Annotated in this window: 19 protein-coding genes and 1 tRNA gene; 10 read left to right on the forward strand and 10 right to left on the reverse strand. The window is 66.7% G+C overall.

Annotated features, from left to right (window positions below; translation table 11 throughout):
• A partial coding sequence (gene crcB, locus TX88_RS12100) for a fluoride efflux transporter CrcB (protein ID WP_044519340.1) occupies positions 1–312 on the reverse strand: 312 nt, incomplete at its 3' end.
• A gap of 70 nt (positions 313–382) precedes the next feature.
• Here crcB and pgm point away from each other — a divergent pair.
• The 8 genes from pgm (at position 383) to TX88_RS12140 (ending at position 8,975) form a co-directional block, all read left to right on the forward strand.
• Entirely contained in the window at positions 383–2,017 is a 1,635-nt protein-coding gene (pgm, locus tag TX88_RS12105) for a phosphoglucomutase (alpha-D-glucose-1,6-bisphosphate-dependent) (protein ID WP_044517060.1), read from the forward strand.
• Positions 2,014–3,276 carry an MFS transporter gene (locus TX88_RS12110; protein WP_044517062.1) on the forward strand — a complete coding sequence of 421 codons (1,263 nt, stop codon included), beginning with the start codon at positions 2,014–2,016 and terminating at the stop codon, positions 3,274–3,276. Before pgm ends, TX88_RS12110 begins: the two co-directional genes overlap by 4 nt.
• 55 nt (positions 3,277–3,331) lie before the next feature.
• Positions 3,332–3,404, forward strand: a tRNA-Ala gene (locus TX88_RS12115).
• Between the two features lie 122 nt (positions 3,405–3,526).
• A complete protein-coding gene (locus tag TX88_RS12120) occupies positions 3,527–4,651 on the forward strand; it encodes an LLM class flavin-dependent oxidoreductase (protein WP_044517063.1) in 1,125 nt (374 codons plus the stop codon).
• A complete protein-coding gene (locus TX88_RS12125) occupies positions 4,648–5,799 on the forward strand; it encodes a sulfotransferase family protein (protein ID WP_044517065.1) in 1,152 nt (383 codons plus the stop codon). The genes TX88_RS12120 and TX88_RS12125 overlap by 4 nt, the downstream gene beginning before the upstream one ends.
• Positions 5,799–7,043, forward strand: coding sequence for a DUF1214 domain-containing protein (locus TX88_RS12130; protein WP_044517067.1), 1,245 nt, complete (start codon positions 5,799–5,801; stop codon positions 7,041–7,043). The genes TX88_RS12125 and TX88_RS12130 overlap by 1 nt, the downstream gene beginning before the upstream one ends.
• Before the next feature lies 1 nt (position 7,044).
• A complete protein-coding gene (locus TX88_RS12135; protein ID WP_044517069.1) occupies positions 7,045–7,551 on the forward strand; it encodes a VOC family protein in 507 nt (168 codons plus the stop codon).
• A complete protein-coding gene (locus TX88_RS12140; protein WP_044517070.1) occupies positions 7,548–8,975 on the forward strand; it encodes a carboxylesterase/lipase family protein in 1,428 nt (475 codons plus the stop codon). The genes TX88_RS12135 and TX88_RS12140 overlap by 4 nt, the downstream gene beginning before the upstream one ends.
• Before the next feature lie 32 nt (positions 8,976–9,007).
• Here TX88_RS12140 and TX88_RS12145 read toward each other — a convergent pair whose 3' ends face one another.
• The 5 genes from TX88_RS12145 to TX88_RS12165 form a co-directional block, all read right to left on the reverse strand.
• Complete coding sequence (locus TX88_RS12145) at positions 9,008–9,442, reverse strand: DUF6319 family protein (RefSeq protein ID WP_110917928.1); 435 nt, start codon at positions 9,440–9,442, stop codon at positions 9,008–9,010.
• Between the two features lie 108 nt (positions 9,443–9,550).
• Positions 9,551–10,243 (reverse strand): HAD family hydrolase, encoded by a 693-nt coding sequence (locus TX88_RS12150; protein ID WP_084621999.1) that lies wholly within the window; start codon positions 10,241–10,243, stop codon positions 9,551–9,553.
• 43 nt (positions 10,244–10,286) lie between these two features.
• Positions 10,287–10,673 (reverse strand): MerR family transcriptional regulator, encoded by a 387-nt coding sequence (locus TX88_RS12155; protein WP_044517073.1) that lies wholly within the window; start codon positions 10,671–10,673, stop codon positions 10,287–10,289.
• Between the two features lie 17 nt (positions 10,674–10,690).
• On the reverse strand, positions 10,691–12,196 hold the full coding sequence (locus TX88_RS12160; protein ID WP_044519343.1) for a SulP family inorganic anion transporter: 1,506 nt from the start codon (positions 12,194–12,196) through the stop codon (positions 10,691–10,693).
• A 228-nt stretch (positions 12,197–12,424) separates the two neighbouring features.
• On the reverse strand, positions 12,425–13,921 hold the full coding sequence (locus tag TX88_RS12165; RefSeq protein WP_044517074.1) for a potassium/proton antiporter: 1,497 nt from the start codon (positions 13,919–13,921) through the stop codon (positions 12,425–12,427).
• Positions 13,922–14,000: 79 nt separating this feature from the next.
• Here TX88_RS12165 and TX88_RS12170 point away from each other — a divergent pair, with 79 nt between their 5' ends.
• Complete coding sequence (locus TX88_RS12170) at positions 14,001–14,693, forward strand: potassium channel family protein (RefSeq protein WP_044517076.1); 693 nt, start codon at positions 14,001–14,003, stop codon at positions 14,691–14,693.
• Between the two features lie 18 nt (positions 14,694–14,711).
• Here the strand turns inward: TX88_RS12170 and TX88_RS12175 are convergent, their stop codons facing one another.
• Complete coding sequence (locus tag TX88_RS12175) at positions 14,712–15,992, reverse strand: HNH endonuclease signature motif containing protein (RefSeq protein WP_044517077.1); 1,281 nt, start codon at positions 15,990–15,992, stop codon at positions 14,712–14,714.
• A 58-nt stretch (positions 15,993–16,050) separates the two neighbouring features.
• Here TX88_RS12175 and TX88_RS12180 point away from each other — a divergent pair, with 58 nt between their 5' ends.
• The gene (locus TX88_RS12180) at positions 16,051–16,341 is read left to right on the forward strand and encodes a hypothetical protein (protein ID WP_044517079.1); all 291 of its coding nucleotides are present in this window, start codon (positions 16,051–16,053) and stop codon (positions 16,339–16,341) included.
• Positions 16,342–16,344: 3 nt separating this feature from the next.
• Here the strand turns inward: TX88_RS12180 and TX88_RS12185 are convergent, their stop codons facing one another.
• The 3 genes from TX88_RS12185 to TX88_RS12195 all read right to left on the reverse strand — a co-directional run bounded on the left by TX88_RS12185 (position 16,345) and on the right by TX88_RS12195 (position 19,633).
• A complete protein-coding gene (locus TX88_RS12185; protein ID WP_044517081.1) occupies positions 16,345–17,727 on the reverse strand; it encodes an NtaA/DmoA family FMN-dependent monooxygenase in 1,383 nt (460 codons plus the stop codon).
• Between the two features lie 19 nt (positions 17,728–17,746).
• Positions 17,747–18,907 carry an LLM class flavin-dependent oxidoreductase gene (locus TX88_RS12190; RefSeq protein ID WP_044517082.1) on the reverse strand — a complete coding sequence of 387 codons (1,161 nt, stop codon included), beginning with the start codon at positions 18,905–18,907 and terminating at the stop codon, positions 17,747–17,749.
• Positions 18,908–19,120: 213 nt separating this feature from the next.
• Positions 19,121–19,633 (reverse strand): YkgB family protein, encoded by a 513-nt coding sequence (locus TX88_RS12195; protein ID WP_044517084.1) that lies wholly within the window; start codon positions 19,631–19,633, stop codon positions 19,121–19,123.
• Positions 19,634–19,827: the final 194 nt, after the last annotated feature.

A 19,827-nucleotide genomic window follows, 5' to 3' on the forward strand; every position in this document is an offset into this window, starting at 1 on the left:
GGCAGCCAGCGCCCAGTTTCCGTGCTCGAGCATCGTGACCGTCTCGACCTGCATCGTGGAGAACGTGGTCAGCCCGCCGCACACCCCGGTGCCCAGCAGCGGCCGGCGATAACTCGACACCGGCAGCCGCTCCAGCAGTCGCGTGGTGAAGTACCCCAGCAGAAACGCGCCGACGATGTTCACGATGAACGTGGGCCACGGCCAATGGCCGGGTTGAGGCGCGGCGAGCACCGCCAGTCCGGCGCGCGCCAGCGTGCCCAGGGCGCCGCCGACGAAGACCGCGGCCAATTCTCGGGGGTCATGGCCAAACATGAAGTAAAAGTATGGCGTCTGGTGTGTGAGTGCCGGGCACCGACATCCGATCGGGAGCACAATCGGGTCCATGGCTGCCAATCCCCGCGCCGGACAACCGGCTCAACCCGAGGATCTCATCGACATCGCCGCGGTGGTGACCGCCTACTACACCCGGCGGCCCGACCCCGATGACATTGCGCAGCAGGTGGTGTTCGGAACCTCCGGGCACCGCGGCTCCAGTCTGGACACCGCGTTCAACGAGGGCCACATCCTGGCCACCACCCAGGCCATCGTCGAATACCGCGCCGCGCAGGGCACCACGGGCCCGCTGTTCCTCGGCCGCGACACCCACGCCCTGTCGGAACCGGCCTGGGCCTCGGCACTCGAGGTGCTGGCCGCCAACGATGTTGTGGCGATGATCGATTCGGCCGACCGCTATACCCCGACGCCCGCGGTCAGCCACGCGATCTTGACCTTCAACAGCGGCCGCGACACCGACCTGGCCGACGGCATCGTCGTCACCCCGTCGCACAACCCGCCGCGCGACGGCGGCTTCAAGTACAACCCGCCCAACGGCGGCCCCGCAGACACCGATGCGACAGGGTGGATCGCCAAGCGCGCCAACGAGATCCTGCGTGACGGGTTCAAGGACGTGAAACGCATGCCGCTGTCGCGGGCGTTGCAGACGGCGCAGCGTCACGACTACCTCGACGCCTACGTCTCGGATCTGCCCAATGTGGTGGACCTGCACGCGATCCGGGCCGAAGGCATCCGCATCGGTGCCGACCCGCTCGGCGGGGCCAGTGTGGACTACTGGGGCGCGATCGCCGAGCGGTACGACCTGGACCTGACCGTGGTGAACCCGCTGGTGGACGCGACGTGGCGGTTCATGACCCTGGACACCGACGGCAAGATCCGGATGGACTGCAGCTCACCGAATGCCATGGCATCGCTCATCGCCAACCGGGACTCGTATCAGATCGCCACGGGCAACGACGCCGACTCTGACCGGCACGGCGTCGTCACCCCGGACGGCGGGCTGATGAACCCCAACCACTATCTGGCCGTGGCGATCGACTACCTCTACACCCACCGGCCGAACTGGCCTGCGGCCACCGCGGTTGGCAAGACCGCGGTGAGCAGTTCGATCATCGACCGGGTGGTGGGCGGGCTGGATCGCAAGCTGGTCGAGGTGCCGGTCGGGTTCAAGTGGTTCGTCGACGGTCTGATCGGCGGCGGCATCGGGTTCGGTGGCGAGGAGAGTGCCGGGGCCTCGTTCCTGCGTACCGACGGGTCGACGTGGACCACCGACAAGGACGGGATCATCCTGGCGCTGCTGGCCTCGGAGATCCTGGCGATCACCGGGTCGACGCCGTCGCAGCGGTATGCCGAACTGGCCGAACGCTACGGGTCGCCCACGTATGCGCGCATCGACGCCCCGGCCGACCGCGAGCAGAAGGCGCGGCTGGCGAAACTGTCGCCCGAGCAGGTGAGCGCCACCGAACTGGCCGGTGAGCCCATCACCGCGAAGCTCACCTCTGCACCGGGCAACGGCGCGGCGCTGGGCGGCCTGAAGGTCACGACGGAGAACGCCTGGTTCGCCGCGCGGCCGTCGGGAACCGAGGACGTCTACAAGATCTACGCCGAGTCCTTCCTCGGCCCCGACCATCTTGCGGAGGTGCAGGAAGCCGCCAAGGACGTGGTTAATACAGTCATTGGGTGAGCCTTACGGAGGACGACTGTCAGAGCGACACCAAGTCGAAGCTGCCTGGTGAAGTCTGGGTCCTGATCGTCGCCAACGCCGTCATCGCGCTCGGCTACGGCGTGGTGGCGCCGGTGCTGCCGGCCTACGCCCGCCACTTCGGGGTCAGCATCAGCGCCGCGACCTTCGTCATCACCGCATTCGCGCTGATGAGGCTGTGTTTCGCGCCGGCCACCGGGGTGCTGATCCAGCGGCTGGGGGAGCGCCGGATCTACGTGTGGGGCCTGCTGATCGTCGCCGTGACCACCGGGGCGTGCGCGTTCGCGCAGACGTATTGGCAGCTGCTGCTGTTCCGGTCGCTGGGCGGCGTCGGCTCGACGATGTTCTTCGTCTCGGCGCTGGGGTTGATGATCCGCGTCAGCCCGGAGGACGCCCGCGGCCGCGTGGCCGGCATGTTCTCCTCGGCATTCCTGGTCGGATCGGTCGGTGGGCCCGTTCTCGGCAGCCTCACCGCGGGGCTCGGCCTGAGCGCCCCGTTCGTGATCTACGGCGCCGCGCTGTTGGTGGCGGCCGCCGTGGTGTTCATCAGCCTGCGGCACTCGTCGCTGGCCGCGCCCGCGCCGGACGAAGGTGCCACGGTGACCGTCCGCACGGCGCTGCGCAACCGCGCCTACCGGGCGGCGCTGTTGTCGAACTTCGCCACCGGGTGGTCGGCCTTCGGGCTCCGAATTGCCTTGGTGCCGTTGTTCATCGTCGACGTGCTCCATCGCGGCCCCGGGATGGCAGGACTGGCGCTAGCCACCTTCGCCGTCGGCAACGTGTCCGCGGTGATTCCCAGCGGTTACCTCTCCGACCGGGTGGGACGACGCCTGCTGCTGATCGTCGGGCTCACCGCGGCCGGGATCTCGACCGTGATGGTCGGGTTCACCGATGGGCTGACGCTGTTTCTCGTGAGCGCCTACATCGCGGGTTTCTCGACCGGAATCTTCACCGCACCTCAGCAGGCCGCAGTGGCCGACATCATCGGCAACAAGGCCCGCGGCGGCACCGCCGTCGCGACGTTCCAGATGATGGCCGACGTCGGTTCGGTCGGCGGCTCACTGCTGGTCGGGCTGATCGCGCAGTACCTGTCGTTCTCGTGGGCCTTCGTGATCAGCGGGGTGATCCTGCTGATCGCCGCCGTCGGCTGGATCTTCGCTCCAGAGACCCGCGGACGGCCCTCCGCCGAGCACACTCCGGCCCGCGCGCTCGGCCCGGAGGCCGGTGGAGAGGTCCCCTGACCAGCGATTTTGAACCTGGGGTAGCGGTGGTGTAACTTCGTGGGGCACGACAAACGGGGCTATGGCGCAGTTGGTAGCGCACCACACTGGCAGTGTGGGGGTCAGGGGTTCGAATCCCCTTAGCTCCACGTTTGTAAAACCCGCTCTGACTTCGGTCGGGGCGGGTTTTTTGGTTTGCGGATCAGGCAATGCTGAGCAGATGCCCAGCAAATCGGTGACGCAGCCGTCATCCTGCGGTAGCTTGCCCTGCATGCCCTTGGAGCTGGCCTCGTTCTTTCGGACAACTCTGCCGCTCGATCTCAGCGGGCTGGGCGACCTCGATGATGGCCGCTACCACTCCCTTTGGCTGCCCGATCACCTGGTGAGTTTCTGGCCGGACTCGATCTGGACGGCCGAGTTCACCGACCTCGCGGAGCTGTCGCCGTCACCGCACCGCTACCTGGACACCCTCAGTCTCGCCGGTGCCGTCGCGGCACGCACCACCCGCACCCGGCTTGCCACCAGCGTTCTCGACACCGTTCGACGCCACCCGGTGATGCTGGCCCAGTCGGCACTGACCCTCAGCCATCTCTCGGACGGCCGGTTCATCCTGGGACTGGGCGCCGGCGAGCGCGAGAACCTGACGCCATACGGCTTCGACCACCGGTGCGCGGTGAGTCGGTTCGCCGAGGCACTCCGGCTGATCCGGCTGCTGTGGAACACCGACGGACCGATCGACTTCGCTGGGCAGTACTTCACGCTGGAGCACGCCCGGCTGGATACCGAGCTGCACCACACCGGGCCGCCACCCATCTGGATCGGGGCCAACGGCCCCCGCATGCTGCGGCTGGTCGGGGAATTCGGCGATGGCTGGTGGCCGACGGGCAGCGCCGGGCCGGAGAGCTATGCCAACCAGCTGGCCGGCATTCGGGAGGCGGCCGAACAGGCCGGGCGCGACCCGGAGGCGATCACGCCCGCGAAGATGGTGGTCTGCCTCATCGGTGAGCCCGACGAACTGAGCGTGATTGTGCAACGCCCGCTCGTGAAGTCGCTGGTGCTGCAACTGACGGCAGACGCGCTGCGAACCACCGGTCACCGCCATCCGATGGGGGAGCACTGGCGCGGCATCCAGGACATCGACCCACGCGTGTTGACCCGCGACAGACTGCTCCGGCTCTTCGAACAGGTCGACCCGGCCGCGATCCTGTCCGTCGTTCCGCACGGGACGCCGAAGCAGGTCGCCACGCAGATCGCCGAATTCGCCGAGGCGGGTGCCCAAGTCGTCTCGGTGCTCGACTACAGCGGAATGGCCGGGCAGGCCTACGCCGCCGAGTCGGCACGCAAAGTTCGCGAGGTCGAAGACGAATTGCTGAAGCTCACAGGAAGCACACCATGACAACCTTGGACACCGACGTCCTCATCGCCGCCGCGCAGAAGTCGACCGGGCTCACCGACTTCGGCGACGAAACCCTGCCCGCCCGCGTGGCACTGGTCGTCGACAGGATGAACAGCGCCCAACTCGACGAAACCGGCTCGCGGGCAGCTGCATTGACGATCGACGGACTGCTCACGAGCCGCCTGCGGTTCATCGCAGACCATGCCCGCCTGCCGCTGCAGGCAGAACCGATCACGGCCCCGCTCTTCGCCACCGGCGAGCCTCGGTCGGGAACGACGCTGCTGCATGCCCTGCTCGCCGAGGACGAGGATTCCCGCGCGCTGCGGTTCTGGGAGGTGATGTATCCCTCGCCACCACCCGGCCCAGCCGGCGTCGACGACCCGCGCCGCGCGCAGGCCGATGCCGACTGGCGGGAGATCCTCGATCGCATCCCGCCGTGGATCGTCAGCCACCCGTACAACGATCTGCTCGGTGCCGGGCTGCCCGAGTGTGAACGTACGTGGGCCTTCGACTTCCGTGCGACCAACCCGAGCGCCTGGTGGCGGGTCCCGCTCACGATCCAGAACTTCGGCCAAGACCATCGCGCGCAATACGCGCTGCACCGCATGATGCTGCAACACATCCAACACTCGCGCCCGCCGAAACGCTGGGTGCTCAAGGGCTTTCACGGCCGACGCCTGCGCGCGCTCTTCGACACCTACCCCGACGCGCGCATCGTCTGGGTACACCGTGACCCGGTGCAGGTGCTCGCCTCCCAGATCGTGGCCTTCGGGCGGATCAACGAGAGTCTTGCCGGGGCGCTGGATTGGACGCAGTATGCCAAGGACACCATCGAGGGGTCGCGGGCGAACTTCCACGCCTACCTCACCGACCCGCTGGTGGACGACCCGCGTATCCACCACGTCCGCTACCGCGACTTCGTCGCCGACCCGGTCGCCGCGATCGGGGGTTTCTACGACTTCGCCGGACTTCCGTTGACCGCCGCCGCCGAAAAGGCGATGCGCGACTACCTCGTCACCAACCGCAGCGACCGGTACGGCAAGTTCACCTACTCCACCGACGTCCTACCGGTCCCCGTACAGCAGCTGCACGACGAGTTCGCCGGATACCGCGAGCGATTCGGCATCGACATCGAGACGAGGCACTGATGGCGTTCGGCGACACCGCGGACGACGCGGCGCTGCGTGCGGCGTGGCACGACTTCTGCGACCGGCTCAAGGTCGCCGGAGATCTGGCGTTCAAGGACACCTCGCCGCCGAATGCGTTGCAGCGCGCCGACGCTTTCCGTTACCTCACGCAGAATCTCGGGCAGGCATACGATCTCGCCCTGGAGACCAAGAGCACCCGCTATCCGATGATCCATCCGTTCTGCGGGCCGAGCCGCAAGCTCGGCGGCGACAACGCCGACTTCGTCTATCTACAGGCCTGGATCGACGGCGCATCGACGTATCGCGTCGAAGGTGATCGGGGGACTGCGCGTTTCATCAACTTCACCGTGCAGGGGCCGCGTCCGGAAAAGGACGTCTACTACGGCGCCGATCACCCCAATCTGCATGAGCCCTTCGGGGATACCCCTGAGGCGAACATCACCGGTGATGAGCTTGTCACCGAGCCCGACGGCAGCTTCGTGCTCTACGTCGGAGGGGAACGGCGAGAACCGAATTGGCTGCCCACGACAGCGGGCTCACGCAAGCTCTTCATGCGGCAGGGCTTCGACTCCTGGGCGGAGCGCTCGGCGCAATTCAGCATCGAACGCATCGACATGGACGAGCCACGTCCCGTTCCGACCCCGCAGGATCTCATCGCGTCGATGCAGTGGGCCGGCGACTTCCTCACCGGGGCGATGACCGACTGGCCGGACCGCGAACTGCAGATCGGCTCGCTGTTCGGCGAGCCCGAGCCCAACGTCTTTCCCGGCGCGCGCTTCGCCGGCACGGCTGAGCAACGCGATGCGCGCCGCGGCCGGCTCATCGTCACCATGCCATGGCGCCTCGGGCCGGACGAAGCGCTGCTCTTCGAGTTCGCCGACGACAGCGAGTTCTGGATGCTGACCAACATGGGAGCATTTTGGAACAGCATGGACTACCTGTATCGGCCGGTGAGCCACACCCCGAGCAGATCGGCGATCGACTCCGACGGCCGTGTGCGAATGGTGCTGGCCCACAACGATCCCGGCGTGCACAACTGGATCGACACCCAACGTTTCAGTGAGGGCTATCTCACCATGCGTGTCATCGGCAGCAGGCAGGTGCCCGACGTCAGCACCACCGTAGTGCCGTTGACCGAGCTGGACACCGTGCTGCCGGCCGAAACCCGGCGCGTCACGGCCGACGAACGCGCCGCGCAACTGCACGCTCGCTTCGACGCCATCCGCCGCAGGTACAGGATCTGACATGGACCCCAGACTCGACACGCTCGCCGCGTCGGCCTTCGACAACGTCTACCACGTGGGCCACCTCGTACCCGACCTGGCGACAGCCATGGACTCTGTGTCGGCAGCCATGCAGATCTCCTGGGCGCCACCGTTCGAGATGCGCAGCGGCTTCACCCGGCCCGACGGGTCCGCGGACGACCAGACCGTACGCATCGCGTTCTCCGCGTCCGGCCCGCCGTACCTCGAACTGATCGAAGTTGTCGCTGATCTAGATTCGATCTTCGCCGAACCGAAGTCCGGCGGCATGCACCACCTCGGCTACTACGCGGAGCGCTGGCGCGACGACGTCGCCCGGCTGCAGGCAGACGGTTGGGAGTTGGAGCGCACCGGTGCCGGGGTGGCGTTCCTGCGCGACCCGCGCAGCGGACTGCGCGTCGAGGTGGTGAGCTTCAAGGGCCGCGACTTTCTGACCCGGATACTCAACGGTGAGATGGCGCAGAACTATCCGCTGACCGAGCGCTCGTGACCGCCGTCGCGCACACCTCGTACGGAGCACTGCGCGGCGACGGGCACGGCGACGTCATCGTCTTCCGTGGTGTGCCGTACGCGGCGGTGCCGACGGGTGTACATCGTTGGTGTCCACCACAACCCGTGCCTTGCTGGACCGGCGTGCGGGAGGCGATAGCGTTCGGCGCGATCGCCCCGCAGGACATCGCGCCCGAGCGGCTGGCCAAGCGCGGCCTGACCATGAGCGAGGACTGTCTCACCCTCAACATCTGGACCCCCGCGGTCGACGACCACCGCCGGCCTGTGCTGGTCTTTCTGCACGGCGGCGGGCAGGCTCAGGGCCACGGTTCGGCACCGCTGCTCGATGGTGCGCGACTGGCCCGGCGCGGCGACATCGTAGTGGTGACAGTGAATTTCCGGCTCGGGGTTCTGGGTTCGCTCTACGCGCCGGATTGGCACGGGGCCGACTCCACCAACCTGACATTGCGCGACCAGTGCCACGCGCTGCGGTGGGTGCACGCGCAGATCGGCGCTTTCGGCGGCGACCCCGACGCCGTCACGGTGGCGGGGCAGTCCTCGGGCGCGATCGCGGTATCGGCCTTGCTCGCCGGCGGGTGCCGCCTCTTCGACCGCGCGATTCTGCAAAGCGGCGGTTTGGAACGCGTCCGCTCGACCGCAGCCGCCGCGGCCGTGGCTGAGAAAGTCATCTCATCGGTTGGCCGAGAACCGGACGTCGAGCAGATCCTTACCGCACAGAGGCGCATCGACACCGGATTCGTGCCGCCGCAGGGCCCGTTCCATCCCTGCATCGACGGCGACGTCATCGTCGATCACCCGTTGGTGGTCGCGCGCACCCGCGCCATGCCGGAGACGCCCATCCTCGCCGGAACGACGCGCGACGAATGGCGGATCTTCGACGCGGCGCTGGATGAGCGGGTCTTCACCGAGCAGTACGTGCACGACAGGGCGCGGGCACTCGCCGGGGACGGTCACGACCCGGGCGCGGTGGTGGCTACCTACCGCGCCGACCAGCACACGCTTCGCGATGTCGCCAGCGCGATGGTCACCGATTACCACTTCACCGCGCCTACCGAGCAGTTCGTCAGGGCCCACGCCGAGCGCGGCAACCCGGTGTTTCGCTACGAACTGCAGTGGCCTTCTCCGCGCGCCGGGTTCGGGGCCTGCCACGATTCGTGTCTGCCCCTGCTGTTCGGCACGCTGGACGCCGCGCCCGCACTGGCCGGTGCCGACGAGGCGGCCCTCCAGATGTCGGATGTAGTTCAGCAACTGTGGCTGGCGTTCGTTCGTGGGGGAGAGCCCTGGGATCGCTATGACGGGGTCGGCGGGCTCACGATGCTGCTCGGCCCCGAGACCCGAATCGTCCGCCGGCACCGCGCGGAGCAACTCGCGATCTGGGAGAATCGCTATCCCGCCTACGGGTAGGCGACTTTGGCCGGACGCTCCGGGGTTGCGCCTTATGCCAAGTCGGACAAGACCTTTCGCGCAGCTTCGAGTTCTGCTTCCAAGGCGGCCACTTTGGCAGCCTGTTCGGAGCGGGCCGCCTCGATCACCTCATCGATCGGGGTGGAGAGGTCCTCGTGTAGTTCCTTGGCGGCCCGGGACACTGCGGCGGCCGCGACCGCGACGTTGCGCGCAAGGTAGGTGGTGCCCTGCTTGAGCTCGGCGTGCCATTCGCCGTCGGCCGTGCCGGTGACGGTGAGGGTCAGCTCGATGGTCTTGGCCTTCTTGCCCGGTGCCTTCTTGGCCGGGGTCCGCTTGGGCTTCTCGTCGGCGGGCGCTTCGGAGGCAGGTGCGTCGGTCTCGGGCGTACTCTCTGCCGAGGAGATCAACGTGTCGGGAGTGTCGGAGTCGATGGTCAACGTTTCTGGCGCCTCAGTGTCTACAGTCATCGTCACGGCGAACTCCTTCTAAGCATCGCTTGCGCTGGGCGGGCTGGCGGTCGCAGATATTAGAACACACGTTCGACGCCCGCGGTCAAGTCGACGCGCCCGCCGCGCTCACTTCGCAGAATGGACAGCTTCGCCGATGAGAGTCCCGATGGCCGTCCCGTCAAGATGCTGTAGCAGTTCGAGCGGATCGTCGAAAACGGCCTGCGCACCGGCCTTTTCGATCTCGCAGTCGGCGACCCCACCGGAACGTAGGCCGATGAACGGCACGCCGGCGCGACGGGCGGCTTCCCCGTCCCACACCGCGTCACCGACGAAGACCGCCCGATCGGCGGATACGCCGGCCCGTTCGAGGGCCACCTTGACGATGCCCGGGTCGGGCTTGGCGGTGTCCACGTCCTTCGACGACGTTGCCGCCACGATGGCGTCGTCGCTGTCGAGAACCTTTCGGGTGATGGCGAGTTCGTCTTCCGGTGCGGAACTGGCGAGCACCACCTGCACCCCGTTGCCGGCCAGATGGTGCAGCAGTTCGCGGGCGCCCGGGAGGCGCACGATCAGGTCCGCGCTGTCCTTGTAGAGGCTGCTGTGGCGGTCCTTGAGCCGTTGCTGCACAGCATCACTTGCGTCGCCTGAGAGGTTTGCCACCAGGGTGCTGCCATCCATGCCGATACTGCGATGTATCCGCCAGGAGTCCACGTCGACGTTCTCCTCGCGGAACGCGCGCACCCACGCATGAACGTGCAGGTAGTTCGTGTCGACGAGGGTTCCGTCGACGTCGAACAGGACCGCAAAAGGTCTCGACATCGGCATGCGCGCGGTATACCCGCCTGCCCGCAGATCAAACGGCTCAGCGGTAGTGAGCCAGTTGCTCGGTCAGCTCCTGTGCGTACGCCAGCTGCCGGGTGAGCTTCACGCAGGATTCTTGTGCTCGGGTATGGCATTCGGCCACATAGCTGGTCGCCGCAGCGCGCTGCGTGGTGTTCGCGGCGGGGGAGTTGAGGGTGTCGAGGGCATCCAGCAGCTGCCGCATCTCATCGAGGCTGAAGCCCAGCGGTTTCATCCGGCGGATCGCCAGCAGCCGGTTGACGTCGTCGGCGGTGTAGAGGCGGAAGCCACCTGCGGACCGAGCCGAGGGCACGACGAGACCGACCTCGTCGTAGTGCCGGATCGTCTTGATGGACAACTCTGTTCGTGCGGCGACCTCGCCGATCTGAAGGTGATCCAGACTGCTCAACGATTCCCCCTGGCGGTTCAGTGCGCCGCGGCCAGTTGACCGCTGAGCCGGGCGTGACGTTCTGCGCTGTTCTCGTTCATCCCGACAATGGTGACGGTCTTGCCCTTGGCAGCGTATTTGGTGGTGATGGCGTCCAGGGTGGACACGGTGGACGCATCCCAGATGTGCGCCTGGCTCATGTCGATGACGATGTTTTCGGGATCGCCGACATAGTCGAATTGGTAGACCAGGTCGTTGCTGGAGGCGAAGAACAACTCGCCCCGGACCGCATACACGCGGGTGTCCTCGTCCGGGTGGTCGATGTCGACGACCTCCGTGAAATGAGCGACGCGCCGGGCGAAGAGCACCATGGCGATCAGCGTGCCCACGGCGACGCCGTAGGCCAGGTTGCTGGTCGCCACGGTGACCGCCACCGTGGCGAGCATGACGGCGGTTTCGCTCTTTGGCATGCGCCGCAGTGTTTTCGGGTTGATGCTGTGCCAGTCGAGGGTGCCGACGGAGACCATGATCATCACGGCGACCAGTGCCGCCATGGGGATTTGGGCCACGATATCGCCGAGCCCGACGACCAGGCCGAGGAGGAACGCGCCGGCCAGGAATGTCGAAATCCGGGTGCGCGCGCCGCACGCCTTCACGTTGATCATGGTCTGCCCGATCATCGCGCAGCCACCCATGCCGCCGAAGAATCCGGTGACGATGTTGGCCACACCCTGGCCCAGCGCCTCGCGGGACTTGTCGGAGTGGGTGTCGGTGATGTCGTCGACAAGCTTGGCCGTCATCAGCGATTCCAACAGGCCGACCACCGCCATGGCGAGCGCGTAGGGCGCGATGACACCGAGTGTTTCCAGGGTGAACGGGACGTTGGGGATCAGCAGGGACGGCAGGCTCGACGGCAGCTGCCCTTCGTCACCGACGTTGGGAATCGACCAGCCGAATCCGACGGCGGCCGCGGTGAGCACCACGATGGCCACGAGCGGTGCGGGGATCGCGGTGCTCAATTTCGGAAGCGCCACGATGACGGCGATGGCGACCACGACCATCGGGTAGACCAGCCACGGCACGCCGAGCAGATGCGGCAACTGGGCCAAAAAGATCAGGATCGCCAAGGCGTTCACGAAGCCGACCATCACGCTGCGCGGCACGAACCGCATCAGCTTGGCGACTCCCAGGCCGCCGAGAATCAGTTGCAGCACTCCGGCCAGGATGACCGTGGCGATCAGGTAATCCAGGCCGTGACTGCGTACCAGCGGCGCCACCACCAGTGCGACGGCTCCGGTCGCGGCGGAGATCATCGCGGGCCGCCCACCGACGAGCGCGATGGTCACCGCCATCGTGAACGAGGCGAACAGGCCGATGCGCGGATCCACGCCGGCGATGATCGAAAACGAGATCGCTTCGGGGATCAGCGCAAGGGCCACCACCAGGCCGGCGAGAACCTCGGTACGCAGCCGGCGGGGAGAACGCAGTGCGGCCAGTACCGACTGCTGCTCGCGCGGCGTCACCGTATCGGTCGATCGATTCAACACAACTCCGTTTCAAGTCCGCGCGGCGACTCAGCGCGGCAAGTAGGCACAGTTGATCCACGCGTCACTGCGTGAAAAGTATTGTCAGAACGTTCAATTGGAAGCGCCGGAGGTGGGCCCGTGTGGGCGAGGCGATGGCCACGTTCTACATCGACGGCAACTCTACCCCTGGGGGAGGGTTGCATTTCAAATCAGCGCGCACGGATGTGCTCGATGCCACACCCGGTATCAGTCCTCGAGCCCGTATTCGTCGAACCAGTAGGCGAGCTTGCCGCGCCGGCTCACCGCGCGCAGCCTGGCCTCGGCTGCGGTCCGTGTCTTGCTGGTGGTGACGATGAGCAGCTCGTCGCCGACGGCGATACGGGTGTCCGGTAGCGGGACGAACGTGCGGCCGTTGCGGATGATCAGGGTGATCACCGCTGGATCGGGCAGCCGCAGTTCGAGGATCGTCACGTTGTGCAATCGGGAATGGGGTTGCACGGTCATGGTCAGCAGCTCGGCGTCGAGCACGTCCAGCGGTGCGGCTTCGACCTGGATCTCGCGGGTGATGTCGCGGGTGATCAGCCCGAGCGCGTTGGCCACGAATCGGATGCTGGGCGCCTGTATCAGGGTGAAGATCACCACGAGGACGAACACGATGTTGAGCAGCCGGTAGCTGTCCGGCACGCCGGCGACGATCGGGAACGTGGCCAGCACGATCGGCACCGCACCGCGTAACCCCGCCCAGGACAGGAAGAGCTGTTCGCGCAGCGGGATCCGGAATCCGGCCAGCGACAGCACCACCGACACGGGTCGGGCGATCAGCAGCAGCACCAGCCCGATGACGATCGCAGGGATGACGTCGCCGGCCAGATCGTGCGGGTTCACCAGCAACCCGAGGAGCACGAACAGCCCGATCTGGGCCAGCCAGCCGACCCCCTCGGCGAAGGAACGGGTGGCCGACTTGTGCGGCAGACCCGAGTTGGCGAGGACCACCGCGGACAGGTACGCGGCGATGAAACCACTAGCGTGGGCGCTGCCCGCGGCGGCGAACGCGATGAAACCCAGCCCGAAGGTCGCGATCGGGTAGAGACCCGAGGCGGGCAGCGCGATGCGGCGTAAGGCGAACGCGCCGGCGAACCCGACGGCCAAGCCCAGCAGGGCACCGGTGATCAGCTCGTAGAACAGATCGGTGATCGCGCCTTCGGGGTGGAACACGAACGGCACCACGCTGAACGTCAGCACGAGGATGACCGCGGGCGCGTCGTTGAAACCGGACTCCGCCTCCAGGAGGCCGGCCAGCCGTCTGGGCAGCGGCAGGATCCGCAGCACCGAGAACACAGCGGCCGCGTCGGTGGAGGAGACGATCGCCCCGAGCAGCAGCGCGAGTTGCCAGTCCATGCCCAGTAGCAGATGCGCGCCGACGGCGGTGATCGCGGTGCTGATGAGCACGCCGACCGTGGCCAGTACGCCTGCGGGTGCCAGCACGCCGCGGATATCAGAGAAACGTGTGGTCAGGCCACCCTCGACGAGCACGATCGCCAGTGCTGTGGTGCAGACGTTGCGGGCCAGTTCGACGTTGTTGAAGTCCAGCCCGATCCCGTCGACGCCCAGCACCATGCCGACCAGCAGGAAGAACAGGAGGCTGGGGAACCCGATCCGGGTCGCCACCCGCGTGCCGATGATGCTCGCCAGCAGCACGACGCCGCCGGTGAGCAAGGTCAGGTACAGCTGGTTCAGACTCATCGGGAATCAGTTAATCAGGACGAAGGCCCGTGAGTGCGCCGTGCGAATGGGCGAAAATGGTTGGGTGGCGGAACGGAATATGCGAGTAGTGGTTGCCGGCGCGGGCAATGTGGGCCGCTCCGTTGCGCGTGAGTTGGTCGAGAACGGCCACAAGGTCCTGCTGATCGAGCAGCTGCACCGCCGATACGAGCCGCACACCGTGCCGGGCGCCGACTGGCTGCTCGCCGACGCCTGCGAACTCTCCGCGATGGAGGAGGCCGGCATCGAAACGTGTGACGTACTGATCGCGGCTACCGGTGACGACAAATCCAATCTCGTGGTCGGGTTGCTGGCCAAGTCGGAATTCGGCGTGCCGCGGGTGGTGGCCCGCATCAACGACATCCGAAACCAGTGGTTGTTCGGACAGGACTGGGGCATCGACGTCGCGGTGTCGACGCCGGGTTCCCTGGTGGCAGGCATCGAGGGTGCCATCGACGTCGGGCACCTGGTGCGATTGATGACGCTGCGCGGGGGGCGGGTGGAACTGACCAAACTCACACTGCCCGAAGACAACCCCGTCGTCGGTCAGCGGGTGGACCGATTGGACCTGCCGGTCGACACCGCGCTGGTCACTGTCGTTCGCGGCAACAAGGTGCGCTTTCCCAAGCCCGACGACGTGCTCGAAGCCGGCGACGAGTTGCTGTTCACCGCCAATCGCACCTCGGAGAATTCGCTGCTGGCCGCCATCCACGGCGGGGAGTTCCTCAGGGAAGTGGCCTCGGACGAACCGTGAAGCGTGGTGCTCGCGCGGCTAATTGATTGCCGGCGGTGGTTGGGGTTGGAAGGGTGGGTACCACCACCAGTGGGCGCGTTCCCCGGTCGGGCCGGGGCACGGCGCGACATCGGGTGGGGGTGTGGTCGGAGGACGGGCCAACGATCCGCCGTGCAGCGGTCTGCCGGCAGTGTCGGTGACCACCAGCCGGTTGGCGGGTCCGGTGATCGTGATGAGGCGTCGGTGGTGCAGCCGGTGGTGATACGGGCAGACCAGCACCAGGTTGTCCAGTTCGGTGGGTCCGCCGTCTTCCCAATGGATGATGTGGTGGGCGTGCAGACCGCGGGTTGCCCCGCAACCGGGCACCACGCAGCAGCGGTCGCGATGCTCCAAAGCCCGGCGTAGCCGGCGGTTGATCTGCCGGGTGGTGCGCCCGGCGCCGATAACCTGACCGTGCCGTTCAAACCAGGTTTCGTACGTAGCGTCGCACAGCAGCTCACGTCGTTCGTCCTCGGTCAGCACCGGGCCCAGATGCAGTGCGGCGACCGATTTGTCGCCGCCGGTGTCGAGGTTGACGTGTACCACCACGGTGGTGTGCTGTCCATGCGGGCGACGCGCCGCCTCCACATCCCAGCCGACCTCGATGACACTCATGAACGCATCCACACCGTTCGGGAACGGCGGCGCCTGAACATCGTCCGCATCATCGGACTCGGTGTCGTGATCGTGTTTCCAATCCGCGACCAACCCATCGTGATGAGCCTGGCGGGCCGCGTCGAACCTGGCGGCCTCCAACCGGGTCAACCGGATCCGGTAGGTGGTGTACGTACCATCCTCGGTCTTGGTGATCGACCGTCCAGGGTCGGGACCCGGCACCGGCTTGTGGTCTGGTTCGGGGCGCGGTTCCAGCTTGACCGCGGTACGCAGCTGAGTGACCGTCGCGACCGCGGCCAGCTCCGCGTAGTGCTCATCGGATCCGTCGGCGGCTTTCTCGGCGATCACCCCGACCTGATCCAGCGACAGCCGGCCTTCCCGCATCCCTTGCGCACACCGGGGGAACTCGTCAAGCCGCCGCGCGATCGCCACCACCACCTCGGCGTTGCGCGGGGTCACACCGGTCTTCCAGGCCACCAGCGCCTCCATCGATCGGACGCCGGTGGCACCGCATAATTCGTCACGGTCCATCTCGGCGACGATCTCCACAATGCGACCGTCGATCGCATTGCGCTGACCGATCAGCTCCGATACCTCGGCGAACAACCTCTCCAGGCGCTGCGCAGGACTCTCCGCAACATCGAAAGTGGCTGCGGTGGAAGGCATGACCCCATCATCGCAGAGGGGTACGACAAGTTCTGGATCAAGCTTTAGTCTGCTACCCATGGACGCCGAAGACGCCGAACCGGAACGCCGGCTGGTCATCAGGGTCAACTCGAACGCCAAGATGTCCCGCGGCAAGGCCGCGGCGCACGCGGTGCATGCCGCGCTGAAGCTCTACGGCATCGAGTACGACCACCCGGTCATCGTGATCGGCGGCAAGCCCGACGAGATCCTCGCGCAGACGGTGCACGTGCGCGACGCCGGGCGCACCGAGTTGGAGCCCGGCACGCTGACCGCGGGGGCGAGCTGGGAGTACAAGGACCGCAGCCAACCCGACGAGGCAGACGAGTAGCCGCTATCCCGTTGCGGCCGTGTGCTCCCCGTGTCCGGAGAGCTCGGGCAGAGCCAGCCCCAGATGCTCGCGCAGGGTCGTCCCCTCGTAGTCGGTACGGAACACGCCGCGCTCCTGCAGTAGCGGGACGACGCGGTCGACGAACGGGTCGAGCCCGTCCGGGGTGACGTGGGGGACCAGGATGAAGCCGTCGCTGGCGTCGGATTGCACGAGATGGTCTATGGATTCGGCGATCGTGGCGGCCGAGCCGACGAAGTTCTGCCGCCCGGTCACCTCGACGATGAGCTCGCGGGTGGTCAGGTTGTGTGCCTCGGCCTTGGCGCGCCATTCGTTGGCGACCGCGATCGGGTCGCGGTGCATCCGGACACTGGCCCGGCCCTTGGCGATGGTGTTCTCACCGACCACCGGGTCGACCGCGGGCAACGGCCCATCCGGGTCGTGATCGGAAAGTTCGCGGTTCCACAGCTGTTCGAGGAATTTGATCGCGGTGGCGGGGGACACCTGGGCCAGCCGCACTTCGTGGGCCAGGTCGGCAGCCTCGTCGTCGGTGTCCCCGAGGACGAAGGTAGCTGCGGGCAGGATCAGCAATTGGTCGTGACGGCGGCCGTATTTGGCCAGGCGACCCTTGACGTCGGCATAGAACTTCTGACCATCCTCCAGCGTCCCGTATCGCGAGAAGATGGCGTCGGCGGCCGCCGCGGCGAACTCGCGCCCGCGGTCGGAGTCCCCGGCCTGGAAGATCACCGGACGCCCCTGGGGGCTGCGGGGAACGTTGAACCGGCCGCTGATGTCGAAATGATCGTTGCGGTAGGCGAACTCGCCGGCCGCCGGGTCGGACAGGAACATGCCTCGGTCTTTGTCGGCGACGACTTCGTCACCGTGCCAGGAGTCGAACAGCGTGTGGGTGGCGGCCAGGAAGCTCTCGGCCCGTTCGTAGCGCTGGTTTTCGGGCAGGAAGCCGCCGCGGCGGAAGTTCTCGCCGGTGAAGGCATCCCAGGAGGTGACGACGTTCCAGGCGGCCCGGCCGTCGGATAGGTGGTCCAGCGAGGCGAATTGCCGTGCCACCTCATAGGGTTCGTTGAACGTCGAGTTGATCGTGCCGGTCAGACCGAGCCGATCGGTCACCGCGGCCAGCGCGGCCAGCACCGTGAACGTGTCCGGGCGCCCGACGACGTCGAGGTCGTAGATCTGGCCGCCTTGTTCGCGCAGCCGCAGGCCCTCGGCCAGAAACAAGAAGTCGAACTTGCCGCGTTCAGCGGTCTGCGCGAACCGGACGAACGAATCGAATTCGATGTGGCTGCCGGATTTGGGGTCGCTCCACACCGTGGTGTTGTTGACCCCCGGGAAATGTGCGGCCAGATGAATCTGCTTGACGGGCTTGCTCATGGGCGTTTCCTGATCCGTGTCAGACGGTCGTGTAGCGGTTGGCGGGGCGGGTGAGGCCGAGCAGGCCACGCAGCGTGGAGGCTTCGTAAGCCTCGCGGAACAAGCCGCGGCGTTGCAGGTCGGGGACCAGTGCATCGGTGATCTGCTGCAGGTCGTGCGGCAAGGACGCCGGGCGCAGCCGGAAGCCGGTGGCGCCGGCGGTGTGCCAGGCCTGCAACAGGTCGGCCAGCTGACTCGGTGTTCCGACGAAAATCTCGGCGTCGCTGCGGTATTCGGTACCGGCCAGCTCGTCGAGACGGTCTCGTCGGGCCTGCGCCGCATCAATCGTGTCGTCGAGGAAGACCACCAGGTCGGCGAATACCCGCACCGGCGGAGCCTGCGTGGGGCGGAGCGCGGCGATGGTGTCGACCAGGGCAGTGACCTCGTCGGCGCTGTGCGGGGTGACGAACCCGACGTCGGTGCTGCCCGCGATGAGCTGGTAGGCGGGGTCGACGTGGCCGAGCGCGGCCACGATCGGTTGCCCCTGCGGCGGCCGCGGGGTGATCGACGGCCCCTTCACCGAGAACGACGCGCCCTCGAAATCGATGTAATGCAGTTTGTTTCGGTCGACGAACCTGCCACTGGCCACATCGCGGATCTCGGCGTCGTCCTCCCAGCTGTCCCACAAGCGACGCAGCACTTCCACGTAATCCGCGGCCTCGCTGAACAATTCGGTGGTCAGCACGGCACGATCCTCGGGCAGTGCGCGTCGGCCGAAGTGCGCGGCGGCATCCCGACGAGAGGACACCTGGACCCGTACCCCGGCGCGGCCGGTGCTCACGTAGTCGAGTGTCGCGATGGCCTTGGACGCATGGAACGGCTCGGTGTGCGTGGTGACGACGGTGGGCACCAACCCGATGTGTCGGGTGCGGGGCGCGACACGCGCGGCGATGAGCACCGCGTCGAGACGGCCGCGCACCCGGTCGATGCGGTCATCGGGGCGGAACGGGTGATCGGACTGCAGGGTGAGTCCGTCCTCGATCGTGACGAAATCCAGCAGGCCGCGTTCGGCCTGGATGACCAGGTCGGTCCAGTAGCGCGGGGAGAGCGTTTCGGCGGGGCGGGCCAGCGGCTCGCGCCACGATGCCGGGTGCCAGCCGGTGCCATCGAGTGCGACGGCGAGGTGCAGAGAGGTGCCCATCGACGGTTCTCACTTTCAGTCGCGGTCTCTGGCGACAACGCGAGCTCACACCCGGGTAATCCCGGGCGGGAGCCGCTGCGAGTGTCCAACCCAGTTTGACCTGCCTGAAGAGATCCACGCAGGGTGATGCGAAATTGCGATCGGCCGCTACTGACCGTCGGGGCGAACGACCGGGCGGACAAGGTCTCGGCCCGGCCGTTCGGACGCATCGAGCTACTGCTGAGCTGCGGTTGCTCGCTGACGTGCGGATTTGATGGAGTCGGACAGCGTCCAGAAGGAAAGGCCGAGCAGTGGAATGTCTTTGAGTAGGAACTCGCCGGTCAATGACAACGCGGGAAACCCGCCGCCCTTGGGTTCGGTGACACCCGGAGTGGTGAACAGAAAGCTGACAGTGGCGAGGAAGAGCAGTATCGCCAGCAGGCTGCCGGCTATCGACAGCTTCGGTGCGATCGGCTTGATCGCGATGAGTGTGGCCGCGGTCAGCTCGAATACGCCGAGCAGCGCAGAGAAAGGGTAGACCGGAAGAAAGTTGTACAGCCAACCCATGAACGGGCTGTGTGCAACCAGGGGCTGGATCTGATGAGCTTCGAAGTCCGCGAACTTGAGGGCGCCGATCCACCCGATGACCACTACGAGCCCGTACCGGCCCACGATCGCCGCGATGGTGTCGATCGTCGAAATATGGACTGCATCAAGTAGTTTCGTCCGGTTTGCCGATGTCGTCATGGTGGTTCCCCTGCCAATTGGTCGTGCTGATGGGTTTTGTGGATCGATGTAACCCACAAAATGGGTTGCGCAACCCAATATAACCACCCGGGCGAAGGAGATGTGGCAGTCCTGGTGCGACCGATGTCGAAGAATGCGCCGTCCGCGGCGTCCGGCCGCATTTTTGGAGGAAGTATTGGGTTAGGTGACCCAAT

The organism is Mycolicibacterium septicum DSM 44393, assembly GCF_000455325.1.
In the GTDB taxonomy this organism is placed as follows: domain Bacteria; phylum Actinomycetota; class Actinomycetes; order Mycobacteriales; family Mycobacteriaceae; genus Mycobacterium; species Mycobacterium septicum.

Bases quoted from the DNA above. Each gene is read 5' to 3' on its own strand.
- TX88_RS12145 (WP_110917928.1), bottom strand. From the start codon at position 9,442: ATGACTGTAGACACTGAGGCGCCAGAAACGTTGACCATCGACTCCGAC.
- TX88_RS12190 (WP_044517082.1), bottom strand. From the start codon at position 18,907: ATGGGCACCTCTCTGCACCTCGCCGTCGCACTCGATGGCACCGGCTGG.
- TX88_RS12120 (WP_044517063.1), top strand. From the start codon at position 3,527: ATGCCCTTGGAGCTGGCCTCGTTCTTTCGGACAACTCTGCCGCTCGAT.
- TX88_RS12175 (WP_044517077.1), bottom strand. From the start codon at position 15,992: ATGCCTTCCACCGCAGCCACTTTCGATGTTGCGGAGAGTCCTGCGCAG.
- TX88_RS12125 (WP_044517065.1), top strand. From the start codon at position 4,648: ATGACAACCTTGGACACCGACGTCCTCATCGCCGCCGCGCAGAAGTCG.
- TX88_RS12150 (WP_084621999.1), bottom strand. From the start codon at position 10,243: ATGTCGAGACCTTTTGCGGTCCTGTTCGACGTCGACGGAACCCTCGTC.
- TX88_RS12185 (WP_044517081.1), bottom strand. From the start codon at position 17,727: ATGAGCAAGCCCGTCAAGCAGATTCATCTGGCCGCACATTTCCCGGGG.
- TX88_RS12135 (WP_044517069.1), top strand. From the start codon at position 7,045: ATGGACCCCAGACTCGACACGCTCGCCGCGTCGGCCTTCGACAACGTC.
- TX88_RS12165 (WP_044517074.1), bottom strand. From the start codon at position 13,921: ATGAGTCTGAACCAGCTGTACCTGACCTTGCTCACCGGCGGCGTCGTG.
- TX88_RS12130 (WP_044517067.1), top strand. From the start codon at position 5,799: ATGGCGTTCGGCGACACCGCGGACGACGCGGCGCTGCGTGCGGCGTGG.
- TX88_RS12195 (WP_044517084.1), bottom strand. From the start codon at position 19,633: ATGACGACATCGGCAAACCGGACGAAACTACTTGATGCAGTCCATATT.
- pgm (WP_044517060.1), top strand. From the start codon at position 383: ATGGCTGCCAATCCCCGCGCCGGACAACCGGCTCAACCCGAGGATCTC.
- TX88_RS12170 (WP_044517076.1), top strand. From the start codon at position 14,001: ATGCGAGTAGTGGTTGCCGGCGCGGGCAATGTGGGCCGCTCCGTTGCG.
- TX88_RS12180 (WP_044517079.1), top strand. From the start codon at position 16,051: ATGGACGCCGAAGACGCCGAACCGGAACGCCGGCTGGTCATCAGGGTC.